This is a genomic window from Kitasatospora sp. NPDC088548, from assembly GCF_044753005.1.
Lineage (GTDB): Bacteria > Actinomycetota > Actinomycetes > Streptomycetales > Streptomycetaceae > Kitasatospora.
In genome coordinates, this window is sequence record NZ_JBIVMI010000004.1 from 207,461 (window position 1) to 221,235 (window position 13,775).

Annotated in this window: 11 protein-coding genes; 7 read left to right on the top strand and 4 right to left on the bottom strand. The window is 70.1% G+C overall.

Annotation, left to right across the window (positions count from 1 at the left end):
* Nucleotides 1–101: 101 nt before the first annotated feature.
* Nucleotides 102–887 carry a TetR family transcriptional regulator gene (locus ACIP82_RS08490; protein WP_400652120.1) on the bottom strand — a complete coding sequence of 262 codons (786 nt, stop codon included), beginning with the start codon at nucleotides 885–887 and terminating at the stop codon, nucleotides 102–104.
* A gap of 217 nt (nucleotides 888–1,104) precedes the next feature.
* Between ACIP82_RS08490 and ACIP82_RS08495 the strand changes: the two genes are divergently transcribed.
* Entirely contained in the window at nucleotides 1,105–2,709 is a 1,605-nt protein-coding gene (locus tag ACIP82_RS08495) for an MFS transporter (protein ID WP_400652124.1), read from the top strand.
* 142 nt (nucleotides 2,710–2,851) lie between these two features.
* On the opposite strand, the gene aceE is transcribed toward ACIP82_RS08495, so the two are convergent.
* The gene (gene aceE / locus ACIP82_RS08500; protein ID WP_400652125.1) at nucleotides 2,852–5,602 is read right to left on the bottom strand and encodes a pyruvate dehydrogenase (acetyl-transferring), homodimeric type; all 2,751 of its coding nucleotides are present in this window, start codon (nucleotides 5,600–5,602) and stop codon (nucleotides 2,852–2,854) included.
* 516 nt (nucleotides 5,603–6,118) lie between these two features.
* Between aceE and ACIP82_RS08505 the strand changes: the two genes are divergently transcribed.
* The 5 genes from ACIP82_RS08505 to ACIP82_RS08525 all read left to right on the top strand — a co-directional run bounded on the left by ACIP82_RS08505 (nucleotide 6,119) and on the right by ACIP82_RS08525 (nucleotide 10,155).
* On the top strand, nucleotides 6,119–6,553 hold the full coding sequence (locus ACIP82_RS08505) for a DUF3052 domain-containing protein (RefSeq protein WP_363607122.1): 435 nt from the start codon (nucleotides 6,119–6,121) through the stop codon (nucleotides 6,551–6,553).
* A 326-nt stretch (nucleotides 6,554–6,879) separates the two neighbouring features.
* Nucleotides 6,880–7,338 carry a peroxiredoxin gene (locus ACIP82_RS08510; RefSeq protein WP_363607120.1) on the top strand — a complete coding sequence of 153 codons (459 nt, stop codon included), beginning with the start codon at nucleotides 6,880–6,882 and terminating at the stop codon, nucleotides 7,336–7,338.
* A gap of 195 nt (nucleotides 7,339–7,533) precedes the next feature.
* Nucleotides 7,534–8,109, top strand: a complete 576-nt coding sequence (locus ACIP82_RS08515) for a TerD family protein (protein WP_400652129.1) — start codon at nucleotides 7,534–7,536, stop codon at nucleotides 8,107–8,109.
* Between the two features lie 208 nt (nucleotides 8,110–8,317).
* Nucleotides 8,318–8,893, top strand: a complete 576-nt coding sequence (locus ACIP82_RS08520) for a TerD family protein (RefSeq protein WP_363607116.1) — start codon at nucleotides 8,318–8,320, stop codon at nucleotides 8,891–8,893.
* Between the two features lie 152 nt (nucleotides 8,894–9,045).
* Nucleotides 9,046–10,155 carry a DUF475 domain-containing protein gene (locus tag ACIP82_RS08525; protein WP_363607114.1) on the top strand — a complete coding sequence of 370 codons (1,110 nt, stop codon included), beginning with the start codon at nucleotides 9,046–9,048 and terminating at the stop codon, nucleotides 10,153–10,155.
* 176 nt (nucleotides 10,156–10,331) lie between these two features.
* On the opposite strand, the gene ACIP82_RS08530 is transcribed toward ACIP82_RS08525, so the two are convergent.
* Nucleotides 10,332–11,456 carry a DUF2637 domain-containing protein gene (locus tag ACIP82_RS08530; RefSeq protein WP_363607113.1) on the bottom strand — a complete coding sequence of 375 codons (1,125 nt, stop codon included), beginning with the start codon at nucleotides 11,454–11,456 and terminating at the stop codon, nucleotides 10,332–10,334.
* A gap of 359 nt (nucleotides 11,457–11,815) precedes the next feature.
* Here ACIP82_RS08530 and ACIP82_RS08535 point away from each other — a divergent pair, with 359 nt between their 5' ends.
* Nucleotides 11,816–12,556, top strand: a complete 741-nt coding sequence (locus ACIP82_RS08535) for a Tellurium resistance (protein ID WP_363607111.1) — start codon at nucleotides 11,816–11,818, stop codon at nucleotides 12,554–12,556.
* Nucleotides 12,557–12,609: 53 nt separating this feature from the next.
* Here ACIP82_RS08535 and ACIP82_RS08540 read toward each other — a convergent pair whose 3' ends face one another.
* Nucleotides 12,610–13,725, bottom strand: coding sequence for a TerD family protein (locus tag ACIP82_RS08540; protein WP_400652134.1), 1,116 nt, complete (start codon nucleotides 13,723–13,725; stop codon nucleotides 12,610–12,612).
* Nucleotides 13,726–13,775: the final 50 nt, after the last annotated feature.

The following is a 13,775-nucleotide window of genomic DNA, read 5'->3' on the forward strand; positions in this document are numbered from 1 at the left end:
GGGCCGGGATCCCGGGTAGTACCCCGGTATGACCCGGTACTCCGGTACGACCCGGTGCCCCGGGTGCGACCGGACGGCGGCCCGCCCGGGTCCGCCGGTCCTCAGTGCCGCCAGTCGCCGGCCAGGGCGGGGCCGAGCTGGTCGAAATGACGCTCGATCAGGGTGATCATGGCCTCCGGGCCGCACTTCTCCTGGTCGTCGCACCAGGACAGGTGGGCGGAGCGCAGCACGCTGCCGAAGACGGCGGCCAGTACGGTCGGACGCAGGTCCTCGGCCGGATCCAGCCCTTCGCGTTCGGCGATCACCGTGACCACGATCCGCTCCTGCTGCGTGATCCGGCGCAGGTGCGCGGCGAGCAGGGTGGGGGTCTCCTCGATCAGCCGCACCAGCTCCAGCGCGCTGGTGATCGAGCCCGGTCCGCCGAGGTCGCCGGAGCCCAGGTCGCGCCAGGACTGGACGATCGCGGCGCGCAGGGCCTGGAGCGGGTTCTCCTCGGCCGGGCGGCGGCGCAGGCACTCGATGAAGTAGTCCTCGGCGTCGGCCATCACGGCGAGCGCGACCTCGTCCTTGTTGGCGAAGTACCGGAAGAAGGTGCGCTGCGAGACGTCGACGACGGCGGCGATCTCGTCCACGGTCGTCCCGGCGAAGCCCTGGGTGAGGAAGAGCCCGTGGGCGGCGTGCACCAGGGCGTCCCGGGTGCGTTGCTTCTTGCGCTCGCGCAGCCCGGGCGGTCGGCCGGAGGCGCGGTCGGCCGGGTGGTCCGGTGTGCGGTCGGGCGTGTGGTCGGGCGTGTGGTCGGCGGCCGGATCGGGTGTCGCGCCGGGGGCCGTGCCGTCGGCGGTTCTGCCGTCCGGGGCGGTGGCGGGGGGCGAGGTCTGAGCGGCCATGGCGGGGGCCTTCCGGGCGGTGGTGCGGGAGGGGTGTGATCACAACCTTAGCGCTCTGACAAATGTCAGCTGAAGTCAGAAGTCACCATTTGCCGAATGTCAGTGGCTGACATAATCTGCCGGAAGTGGCGTCCGTCGGGCCGGGTGACTCGTGGGGACGGGTGGGCCGGGGCGCCACGACCACGTTTGTTCTCTGCCATGCCCCGGAGGGCCCCAGATGAGCCAGTCCGCCGTCAAGAACGCCCAGCCGGGCGTGGAGCCGCCACACCGGCCCCCGTCCGGGAACCGGCTGAAGGGACACCCCTGGCTGACCCTGCTGACCGTCGCCGTCGGCGTCATGATGGTGGCCCTCGACGGCACGATCGTCGCGATCGCCAACCCGGTCATCCAGGCCGACCTGAAGGCCGCGCCCTCCGAGATCCAGTGGGTGACCAGCGGTTATCTGCTGGCGCTGGCGGTCTTCCTGATCACCGCGGGGAAGATCGGTGACCGGTTCGGCCACAAGAACACCTTCCTGGTCGGCGCGGTCGGCTTCGCCGCCACCTCGGCCGCGATCGGCTTCGCCACCAGCATCCAGACGGTGATCGCCTGCCGGGTGCTCCAGGGCCTGTTCGGCGCGCTGCTCCAGCCGGCCGCGCTCGGCCTGCTGCGCGGGGCCTTCCCGGCCGAGAAGCTCAACATGGCGATCGGCATCTGGGGCGGGGTGATCGGAGCCTCCACCGCGGCCGGCCCGATCGTCGGCGGTCTGCTGGTCGAGCACGTCAACTGGGAGTCGGTGTTCTTCATCAACATCCCGGTCGGCCTGATCGCGCTGGCCCTCGGCGTCTGGATCCTCCAGGACGTGCGGGCCGAGAAGGCCGCCAAGTCCTTCGACCTGCCCGGCATCGCCCTGCTCTCGGTGGCGATGTTCGCCCTGGTCTTCGGCATCATCAAGGCGCCCGAGTGGGGCTGGGGCAACGCCTCCACGCTGCTGCTCCTGGGCGGCGCGGTGGTCCTGATGGTGGCTTTCGCGCTCTGGCAGCGGGTGGCCCGCGAGCCGCTGATCCCGCTCGGCCTGTTCCGCTCGGTGCCGCTGTCGGCGGGCACCCTGCTGATGGTGCTGATGGCGTTCGCCTTCTTCGGCGCGATCTTCTTCGTGACCTTCTACCTGCAGAACGTCCACGGGATGTCGCCGGTCTCGGCCGGCGTCCACCTGCTGCCGATGACCGCCATGATGATCGTCGGATCACCGGTGGCCGGCCTGGCCATCGGCAAGCTCGGCCCGCGGATCCCGATCGTGGCCGGCATGCTGGTCACCACCACCGCCATGTTCGGGATGTCCACCCTGGACGCGGGCTCCGGCACCGGCGTGATGTCGCTCTGGTTCGTGCTGATGGGCCTGGGCATCAGCCCGGTCATGGTCGGTGCCACCGAGGTGATCGTCGGCAACGCCCCGCTGGAGCTGTCCGGCGTGGCCGGCGGCCTCCAGCAGGCCGCGATGCAGGTCGGCGGCAGCCTGGGCACCGCCGTGCTGGGCGCGCTGATGGCCGCCAGGGTCACCGACGTGCTGCCCGGCAACTGGGCCAGGGCCGGCCTGCCGCCGGTCGAGCCCGCGCAGACCGAGGGCCTCAACCAGGCCGCCCAGCTCGGCATCGCCCCGCCCGCCCCGGCCGGCACCCCGCAGCAGGCGGTGGACGCGATGGCCGGCGCGGTGCACGACTCCTTCGTCAGCGGGATGTCGCTCGCCTTCGCGGTGGCCTCCGTGGTGGCCTTCGCCGCCGCCCTGCTCGGCCTGCTCACCCGCCGCGGCACCACCGACGCGGGCCCGGCCGTCCACATCTGACCGGCCCCGCGCGACGGCGGCCCCGGACTCCGCGGAGTCCGGGGCCGCCGTGCGTCCGAACCGAAGACCGTTCGAGTGCCGCACATGCCGAAGGGCCGGACCTCCGTCGAGGAGGTCCGGCCCTTCGGTGTCCGACTGCGGATCAGGCGTCGCCGCCGGCGGCGCCCGGGTCGGCCGCCGCCACGTCCAGCAGCTGGTAGCGGTCGATCGCGTCCTTCAGGGCGCTGCGGTCGACCTTGCCCTGCTTGGCGAGCTCGGTGAGCACGCTCAGGACGACCGACTGCGCGTCGATGTGGAAGAAGCGACGGGCCGCGCCACGGGTGTCGGCGAAGCCGAAGCCGTCGGCGCCCAGCGACTGGTACTGGCCCGGCACCCAGCGGGAGATCTGGTCCGGCACCGCGCGCATCCAGTCGGAGACGGCGACGAACGGGCCCTCGGCGCCCTGGAGCTTCTGCGTCACGTAGGGGACGCGCTGCGTCTCCTCCGGGTGCAGCAGGTTGAACTCCTCGGCCTCCACCGCGTCGCGGCGCAGCTCGTTCCAGGAGGTCGCGGACCAGACGTCGGCCTTGACGTTCCACTCCTCGGCGAGGATGCGCTGGGCCTCCAGGGCCCACGGCACCGCCACACCGGAGGCGAGGATCTGCGCCGGGATCTGGCCGGCGGTGGCCGGCGCGTACCGGTGCAGACCCTTGAGGATGCCCTCGACGTCGACGTTCTCCGGCTCGGCCGGCATCTTGATCGGCTCGTTGTAGACGGTCATGTAGTAGAACACGTCTTCGCCGTGCGGGTGCTGCTCGCTGGAGCCGTACATCCGCCGCAGACCGTCCTGGACGATGTGCGCGATCTCGAAGCCGTACGCGGGGTCGTACGCGACGACGCCCGGGTTGGTCGAGGCCAGCAGGTGCGAGTGGCCGTCGGCGTGCTGCAGGCCCTCACCGGTCAGCGTGGTGCGGCCGGCGGTGGCGCCGATCACGAAGCCGCGGGCCAGCTGGTCGGCCATCTGCCAGAACTGGTCGCCGGTGCGCTGGAACCCGAACATCGAGTAGAAGACGTACACCGGGATCAGCGGCTCGCCGTGGGTGGCGTAGGACGAGCCGGCGGCGATCAGCGAGGCGGTGCAGCCGGCCTCGGAGATGCCGTCGTGCAGCATCTGGCCGGTCGGCGACTCCTTGTACGCCAGCAGCAGATCGCGGTCGACCGACTCGTAGGTCTGGCCGAGCGGGTTGTAGATCTTCGCCGACGGGAACAGCGAGTCCATGCCGAAGGTGCGGTACTCGTCGGGCGCGATCGGCACGAAGCGGTTGCCGATGCCCTTGTCCCGCATCAGGTCCTTGAGCACCCGGACGAACGCCATGGTGGTGGCGATGGTCTGGTTGCCGGAACCCTTCTTGACCGCCTTGTACGCGTCGTCGCCCGGCAGCTCCAGCTGGCGCGGCCGCACCTTGCGGGTCGGCACGTAACCGCCCAGCTCCTTGCGGCGGTCGTGCATGTACTGGATCTCCTCCGAGTCACGGCCCGGGTGGTAGTAGGGCGGGTAACCCTCCTCCAGCTGCTTGTCCGTGATCGGGATGTGCAGGCGGTCGCGGAAGCGCTTCAGGTCCTCGACCGTGAGCTTCTTCATCTGGTGCGTCGCGTTGCGGCCCTCGAAGTTGGGGCCCAGCGTCCAGCCCTTGACGGTCTGGGCGAGGATGACCGTCGGCTGGCCCTTGTGCTCGCGGGCCGCCTTGAACGCCGCGTACACCTTGGCGTGGTCGTGGCCGCCGCGACCCAGGTGCTGGATCTGCTGGTCGGTCATGTTCTCGACCATCTTGCGCAGGCGCAGGTCGCTGCCGAAGAAGTTCTCGCGGATGTACGCGCCGGTCTCGGTGGCGTAGGTCTGGAACTGGCCGTCCACCGTGGTGTTGAGCTTGTTCACCAGGACGCCGTCGCGGTCCTGCGCGAGCAGCGGGTCCCAGCTGCGGTCCCAGACGAGCTTGATCACGTTCCAGCCGGCGCCCCGGAACTGGGACTCCAGCTCCTGGATGATCTTGCCGTTGCCGCGGACCGGGCCGTCCAGGCGCTGCAGGTTGCAGTTGACCACGAAGGTCAGGTTGTCCAGACCCTCGCGGGCGGCCAGCGACAGCTGGCCCAGCGACTCCGGCTCGTCCATCTCGCCGTCGCCGAGGAAGGCGTACACGTGCGAGTCGGAGGTGTCCTTGATGCCGCGGTGCTCCAGGTAGCGGTTCATCCGGGCCTGGTAGATCGCGCCGAGCGGGCCGAGGCCCATCGAGACGGTCGGGAACTCCCAGAAGTCCGGCATCAGCCGCGGGTGCGGGTAGCTGGACAGGCCGTACGGAGCCTTCGACTTCTCCTGGCGGAACGCGTCGAGCTGCTGCTCGCTCAGCCGGTCCAGCAGGAAGGCGCGGGCGTAGATGCCGGGGGAGGCGTGACCCTGGAAGAAGATCTGGTCGCCGGACTCGCCCTCGGCGTCCTTGCCGCGGAAGAAGTAGTTGAAGCCCACGTCGTACAGCGACGCGGAGGAGGCGAAGGTGGCGATGTGGCCGCCCACGCCGATGCCCGGGCGCTGGGCCCGGGAGACCATGACGGCCGCATTCCAGCGGGTCGCGTTGAGGACCTTGCGCTCGATCTCCTCGTTGCCGGGGAAGAACGGCTCGTCCTTGGTGGCGATGGTGTTGACGTAGTCCGTGCTGCGCATCTCGGGCACGGCGACACGCTTCTCGCGGGCGCGCTCGATCAGGCGGAGCATCAGGTAGCGGGCACGCTCGCGCCCCCGCTCGTCGATGGCCGCGTCAAGCGACTCCAGCCATTCCGCGGTCTCCTCGGGATCGAAGTCCGGGACCTGACTCGGAAGGCCGCCAATGATGATCGGGTTGCGATCGGATCCGGAAGCCACGCTGTTCCTTCACTGTCGGTCGAAACTGAGGTGTGTCGCGCCGCCTCCATCGTGCTACCGCGCTCGGAGATCCGTCATCTCTACCGATCGGTAACCGTTCCGCCTGGTGGGCGGTACGGTCTGGCGGTGTGCGGCTCAGGCGCTGTCGCCTGCGCCGCGCACCACCGGGTGTTACGAACAGAGGTGGTCCGACCTGGTTGCCCGACCGTCCGATGGCGGGCGGTCGGGGTGAGGGCCAACAGGAGACTCTACGCCCGCGTACGCGCGGACCCGAATGCCGTTCGTATCTCGGGCACGCGTACGCCCTGTGGGCCGGGACCACCCGAAGCATCCTTGTCCTACGCAGAGAAGGGCAAATCGGTGTGATTCCCGACACGTCGACCGGCGTGTTTCGGTGCGACACGTCAACCTTTGGAGGGGATCGGGGGTCGGGTACTTGCGCGAACCGCCGCGCCCGTGTGGACTACGGCCACAGCCTCGGCATGGACGCCGGGCCGAATACTGGAGGTTATTCCCGTGAGCGCGACCGCGGACCCCGCGGACAAGTCCAACCCGGCGCACCGTCTCGGCTTCGAAGAAGGCCAGATCATCCAGGAGCTGGGGTACGACGAAGACACTGACCAGGACCTCCGCGAAGGCATCGAGGAGATCACCGGGACGGATCTCGTCGACGAGGACTACGACGACGTCGCCGACGCCGTCCTGCTGTGGCACCGCGACGACGACGGGGATCTCACCGACTCCCTCGTCGACGCCCTGGAATACCTTGCGGAGGGCGGCCTGATCTGGCTGCTGACGCCCAAGACCGGCCGGGACGGCCACATCGAGGCCTCGGACATCGCGGACGCGGCCAAGACCGCCGGTCTCTCGCAGACCAGCTCGATCGCGATCGCCAAGGACTGGGCGGCCACCCGCCTGGCCACCAAGGCCGCGAAGTCGGGCAAGCGCTGACCGCCCCCGGCGTCGCCGAACGCACCTGAGCGCGGCCCGGCCGGGCCTCGCCGGAACTTCCTCCGGTGAGGCCCGGCCGCGTCCGTTTCCCGGCCGGGGGCGCCGGCGGGGGGTGTGCTCGGGGCCGTCACGGTCGCGCCGTCGGCCGGGGTCGGGGCCGCGGTCGCCGGGGTACCGGTGCGCCCGGGCGCGCGTTCGCCGAGGGCGAAAGCGGCTGGGTGCGGGGCCGGCGCCCTCACTCGTCCGGCGGAATCGGTCCGGGCGGATGGGAGGATGTGGCTCGCCGCGCCCGCCGCGCGGCACTGTCGCGTCAGAAAGGTCCCACCATGGCCATCGAGGTCGGCACCCAGGCTCCGGATTTCGAGCTGAAGAACCAGCACGGCGAGCTGGTCAAGCTCTCCGACTTCCGGGGCGAGAAGAACGTCGTCCTGGTCTTCTACCCGTTCTCCTTCACCGGCGTCTGCACCGGCGAGGTCTGCGCGATCCAGAACGAGCTGCCGCGGCTGCAGAACGACGACGTGCAGGTGCTCGGCGTCTCCAACGACTCGCCGTTCACCCAGCGCGTCTTCGCCGAGCAGCAGGGCCTGGAGTACCCGCTGCTGTCGGACTTCTGGCCGCACGGCGAGGTCTCCCGGGCGTACGGCGTCTTCGACGAGGAGAAGGGCTGCGCGGTGCGCGGCACCTTCGTGATCGACAAGGCCGGCGTGGTCCGCTGGAGCGTCGTCAACGACCTGCCGGACGCCCGCGACGAGCAGGAGTACCTGAAGGTCCTCGGCGCGCTCTGAGGCCCCTGGACGCCCTGCGGGCCCGGTCCGGCCGAGATTCGAACAGCCACGCCGGGCCCGTTCCCCGTCCGGTACGGGAACCCGGCACTACGATCGGTCCGTTGGCTGGTCAGAGGCCCGGCGGCAACCGCCGGCCGGCGCCTTGAACCGCACCACGGGGGCACCGCGACGTGCCTCCCGAATCTTGGAGGACAAGTGGGTGTCAGCCTGAGCAAGGGCGGCAATGTCTCGCTCACCAAGGAGGCTCCCGGCCTGAGCGCCGTGGTCGTCGGCCTTGGCTGGGACGTCCGCACCACCACCGGTACGGACTTCGACCTGGACGCCAGTGCCCTGCTCTGCAACGACCAGGGCAGGGTCGACAAGGACGGAAACTTCGTCTTCTTCAACAACCTGAAGAGCCCCGACGGCTCGGTCGAGCACACCGGTGACAACCTCACCGGTGAGGGCGAGGGCGACGACGAGGCCATCAAGGTCAACCTGGCGACCGTCCCGGCGGACGTACAGAAGATCGTCTTCCCGGTCTCGATCTACGACGCGGAGAACCGGACCCAGAACTTCGGCCAGGTCCGCAACGCGTTCATCCGCGTGGTGAACCAGGCCGACAACAAGGAGCTGGCCCGGTACGACCTCTCCGAGGACGCCTCGACCGAGACCGCGATGGTCTTCGGCGAGCTGTACCGCAACGGCGCCGAGTGGAAGTTCCGCGCCATCGGCCAGGGCTACGCCTCCGGTCTGCGCGGCATCGCCCAGGACTTCGGCGTCAACGTCTGAGTCGGGCGCGGGCCCTTCGTGGCCTGACGGAGCACCACCGGCCGGGGCGGCCGCGGACGCGAGGCGTCGGCGGCCGCCCCGGCTTCGTGCTGCCCCGGTGCACTGGAAGGATGGGAGTTCAGGAAGTTCAGCCGGCCAAAAGCGGCCGGACGGGGCCGCGGGGGAATACACCTGAGATGCGCCCCGGAGGCAAGGAGGAAGGACAGACATGAGTGTCACGCTCGCCAAGGGCGGCAATGTCTCGCTCACCAAGGCCGCACCGAACCTGACGCAGGTGCAGATCGGTCTGGGCTGGGACGCCCGCTCGACCACGGGTGCGCCGTTCGACCTCGACGCGAGCGCCCTGCTCTGCTCGGGCGGACGGGTGCTCGGCGACGAGTACTTCGTCTTCTACAACAACCTCAAGAGCCCCGAGGGCTCGGTCGAGCACACCGGTGACAACCTCACCGGTGAGGGCGAGGGCGACGACGAGGTCGTTCTGGTCAACCTGGAGCTGGTCCCGGTCCAGGTGGACAAGGTGGTCTTCGCGGTGTCGATCTACGACGCCGAGTCCCGGCTGCAGAACTTCGGCCAGGTGCGCAACGCGTACATCCGGGTGGTCAACTCGGTGGACCAGCAGGAGATCGCCCGTTACGACCTGACCGAGGACGCGTCCAGCGAGACCGCGATGATCTTCGGCGAGCTGTACCGCTACGCGGGGGAGTGGAAGTTCCGCGCGGTGGGCCAGGGGTACGCCTCCGGCCTGCGTGGCATTGCCCTCGATTTCGGCGTAAACGTACAGTAAAGGTCGGAAAATCGCATTCGACGAGCCCGTTCAACGATTAAAAGAACAGAGGGCAGTGCGGGGGTGACCTGACCGGGCCCGGCCCGGTCAGGGCGTCTCAGGACGACGCCGTACCCGTGGCACGCCCTGAGCCCGAAAGGTAATCAAATCCCGTGTTCCTCCGCACATTCGGCTGGTCATTCGCGATCACCGTCATCGGTCTGATCGCAGCCGGTCTGCTCTGGGGGGCAGAAGGATTCGGCATCGTGCTGATCCTCTCCATCCTGGAGATCTCCCTGTCGTTCGACAACGCGGTGGTCAACGCCACGGTGTTGAAGCGGATGAACCCGTACTGGCAGAAGATCTTCCTCACCGTCGGCGTGCTGATCGCCGTCTTCGGTATGCGGCTGGTCTTCCCGCTGCTGGTGGTCGGCCTCACCGCGCACCTCAACCCCGCGACGGTCGTCGACCTCGCGCTCAACTCGGACAAGACGTTCAACGGCTCCACGTACGGCCAGTACCTGGAGGCGGCCAACCCGGCCATCGCGGCCTTCGGTGGCGTCTTCCTGCTGATGATCTTCCTCGACTTCATCTTCGAGGAGAAGGACTACAACTGGCTGGCCTGGATCGAGCGCCCGCTGGAGAAGGTCGGCAAGCTGGAGGCCTTCTCGTCGGTCGTCGCGCTGGTCGCGCTCCTGCTGGCGGCCAACTTCTTCGCCGAGGAGCACGCCGAGACGGTGCTGCTCGCCGGCATCCTGGGCCTGGTCACCTACCTCGTCGTGAACGGCCTGTCCTCGATCTTCGAGTCGGGCCTGGAGGAAGAGGAGGAGAAGGAGGCGGAGGCCGAGAAGTCCGGGAAGTCCATCATCCAGGTGGGCGGCAAGGCCGCGTTCTTCCTCTTCCTCTACCTGGAGGTCCTGGACGCCTCGTTCTCCTTCGACGGTGTGGTCGGCGCGTTCGCCATCTCCAGTGACATCTTCATGATCACGCTTGGCCTCGGTATCGGCGCCATGTACATCCGTTCGCTGACCGTCTTCCTGGTCCGCAAGGGCACCCTGGACGACTACGTCTACCTGGAGCACGGCGCGCACTACGCGATCGGCGCGCTCTCGGCGATCCTGCTGGTCGGCATCAAGTACCACATCCCGGAGATCGTCACCGGCCTGATCGGTGTCGCCTTCATCGGTCTGGCGCTCGGCTCGTCGGTCCTGCGCAACCGCCGCGAGGCCGCCGAGGGCGGAGACGGTGGCGAGGAGCGGGAACTGGTGAGCGCCGGCAAGTAGCGGCCCTTCCGCCTTCCCCGGCAAGCACAACGGCCGCCCCCACATCCCCGGGGGCGGCCGTTGCGCGTTCTCGCGTCTGCGGAGTACGCGGAGTACTCGGTGGTTGAGCAGGGCGGGTCCGGGCCCGGCTCAGGCTCGCTGCGGGCTCGGGCCCGGACCAGACCCGGTACCGGCGCTCAGCCGAGCTGCTGCTCGATGGCGCGCAGCTTGCGCTCCAGGGAGTCCAGCTTGGGCATCGACAGGGTGTCGTCGTCGGCCGTCAGGTCGATGGTCGAGCTGCGGTAGGACGAGGAGGAACCGGTGTAGGAGGAGTCGGCGGAGCCGGCCGAGGACGAACCGACGGCGGCGCGGGGCCGGCGGCCGGCGTCCAGGGCGCTCATGGACGCGGGCTCCAGCGACGAGGCGCCGGTCTGGGAGGTGCTGTCGGCGTCAGCGGCTAGGGCAGGCTCCGTAGCGCTCGGGCCGTCTCCGGCAGCGGTGAGCGCGGGCACCTGACGGCCGCCACGGGCCCGGGCGAGCATGCCGCCCTGGCGCGAGATGGCCTTGAGCTCGGCGCGCTCGCGCCGGTCGGCGCTCCGGGCGCGCAGCTTGGCGTCCATCTTCGCCTGGCGCTCCTCGCGCACCTCCTCGACCGCCTCGTCCAGGCTGCGGACGTTCTCCAGCAGCATCAGCGACCAGGCGGCGTAGGTCTCGCGGGGAGCCCGCATCCAGCGGACGATGCGGATCTGCGGCAGCGGGCGCGGGACGAGGCCCTGCTCGCGGAGGGCGGCCTTACGGGTCTGCTTCAGCGCCCGGTCGAACAGGATCGCGGCCGAGATCGACATACCGGAGAAGAACTCCGGGGCGCCGTCGTGCGACATGCCACGCGGGGCGTGCACCCAGTTGAACCAGGCCGAGGCGATCGCGAACACCCAGACCAGCAGGCGCGAGCCGAGGGCCGCGTCACCGTGGCTGGCCTCGCGCACGGCGAGCACCGAGCAGAACATCGCGGCGCCGTCCAGACCGAACGGGACGAGGTACTCCCAGCCGTTGGAGAGGCCCAGGTTCTCCTTGCCGAAGCCCACCAGACCGTGGAACGACAGTGCGGCCGCGACGCCGGCGCAGCAGAACAGCAGGACGTAGGAGGAGATCCCGTAGATCATCTCCTTGCGGCGGCGGCGGTCCTCGCTGCGCTCCCAGGAGTCACCCGACTCCTCGGCCTTGGTGTTCTTGAAGCGCAGGGTCGCCACCAGGATGGCGGTGAACAGCAGGGCTGCGCCGCCGACGACGGTCCAGACCAGCTGTATGGAGGTCAGGTTCATTGCGGGTCGGGCCTCGGGTTTCCGCAGGGGACAGGTCACAGTGCGACACAGGCGGTCAGGTTCGTGAAGAGGAACCGCGCCTGACGGTGCGTCGTCGCCGTCGGGCGAGCCCGCCGCGCCGGGGCGGGAGCGGACGGGACACCTGTGCGGCTAGACGATATCGCGTCCGAAGGGGCGGCATGTTACGGGAGGGGGGCTTGGCCCCGCCAATCGACCCGCCGGTGGCTCGAGATGGCCGCCCCGACGGCATCCCGGGAACGTGGATGGGTAGGGGAGTCGGGGTACCCGGCGGCCGGGCTGATGCCCGATCATGGAGCGGCGGACCGTCAGATCGACTGGCGGACCTTGGGAGGACGGGAATGGCCTCGATCTGGGAGTACCTGCGCGGGGAGCGGAACACTTTCGACCCGGGCGGGCAGCACAAGATCACGCTCACCAAGTCGACCCCGCACCACGCGATCACCGGGGCCGCCGCCACCACCGGCTACCTGTACGTCAATCTGCACTGGACCACGCGGATAGCGGCTTCGGGGCCGAGCGCCAGGGACATGGTCAAGCGCTGGTTCAGCCCGCGCATCCTCAGCCCGATGGAGCCGGACTCCCAGGCGGGCGGGCAGGTCAACGTCGACCTCGACCTGGCCTGCATGTACGAACTGGCCGACGGCAGCCGGGGAGTGGTGCAGCCGCTCGGTGGCTTCTTCGGGGACCTGCAGCACCCGCCGTACATCAAGCTCAGCGGCGACGACCAGTACGGGGCGCCGTCCGGCGAGACGATGTACGTCAACCTGGAGAAGAAGGACCAGTTCAAGCGGCTGCTCATCTTCGTCTACATCTACGACGGCACGCCCGCCTTCGAACAGGCCAACGCGGTCGTGACGATCGTGCCGCAGACCGGGCCGCGGATCGAGATCAAGCTGGAGGAGCGGGCGGCGGCCGCGCGGTCCTGTGCGGTGGTGCTGATCGAGAACGTCGGGGACAACCAGCTGACGGTGCGTCGCGAGGTGCGTTACGTGAACGGCTTCCAGGCGGACATCGACCGGCTGTACGGCTTCGGGATGCAGTGGCAGCGCGGCTACAAGGGCGGGGCGGGGGCGGAGTAGCGGCGGGTGGGGACGGGAGCCCCTGTCCGGCCGGACAGGGGTTTCGACAGACCCTAACGGGGCTGGAACTGCGGGCCCTGCGGCGGCAGCGCGAACTCCTCCCCGGCGGCCGGGGGCCGGGCGGGCGAGGGCTGCTGCGGTGGCTGGTGCTGGGGCGGCTGGGGCTGTGCGGTGCTGTTCGGCGGGTAGCCGTAGCCGTCGGCCTGCTGCTGCGGTGGGTAGCCGTAGCCGGGCGAGGAATGCTGCTGGGAGGTCTGCGGGGGCTGCTGGGGGTACCCGTAGCCGCCGCGCTGGTGCTGCGGCTGCTGCTGGGGCGACTGCTGGGGGTAGCCGTACCCGGGCTGTTGCGTCGGGGGCGCCGGAGGGACGGGCGGGGTGCTCGGCGGCACGGTGGGCGGCGCCGGCGGCGGTGGGGGAGGGGGGACCGGTGCGGCGGTGACCGGTGCGACGGTGGGCGGCTGCGGCACCGGCGGCGTCAGGGTGTAGGTGCCGGGCTCGGCCCGCGAGGCCGGGTGCGGGTCCGGCAGGACACCGCGCGGGTCCGGGGCCGGGTCGGTGGTGGTGCGGGCGGTGGCGGCGTGCGCGGTCGGGTCGGCGGCCGTGCCCTGGGCGTCGCCCGCCTCGTCGTCGACGGTGATGCCGAAGTCGGTGGCCAGCCCGATCAGCCCGGAGGCGTAGCCCTGGCCGACCGCCCGGAACTTCCAGGCCCCGGCCCTGCGGTAGAGCTCGCCCGCGACCAGCGCGGTGACATCGTCGGCCTCGGGCATCGGGAACTCGGCGAGCGCGGGCGCGCCCTCGCCGGTGGCGGCGTCGAAGAGCAGCACGCGCAGCCCCGCCACCGCGCGGAACGAGCCGCCCTCGGAGGAGCCGGCCAGCACCACCCGGTCCACCTCGGCCGGCAGCTTGCCGAGCTCGACCTCCACGGTGTCGGTGATCTCGGCGCCCCCGCCGGTCTGCTGCTTCGGCAGGTGGCGCACCAGGCCGGAGGGGTGGCGCGGCTGGTTGTAGAAGACGAAGTCGGCATCGGAACGGACCCTGCCGTCGGGGCCCAGCAGCAGCGCGGACGCGTCCACGTCCGGTGCGCCGGACGTGGCGCTCCAGCGCAGCACGGCGCGGACCGCGGCCACCGGCAGTGCGATGTTGGCGCCCTTGGCCATCACGTGCGTCATAGCCGACCATCCTGCCTGTTCGCCACCCCTTCGGACAACGTGACCGAAGG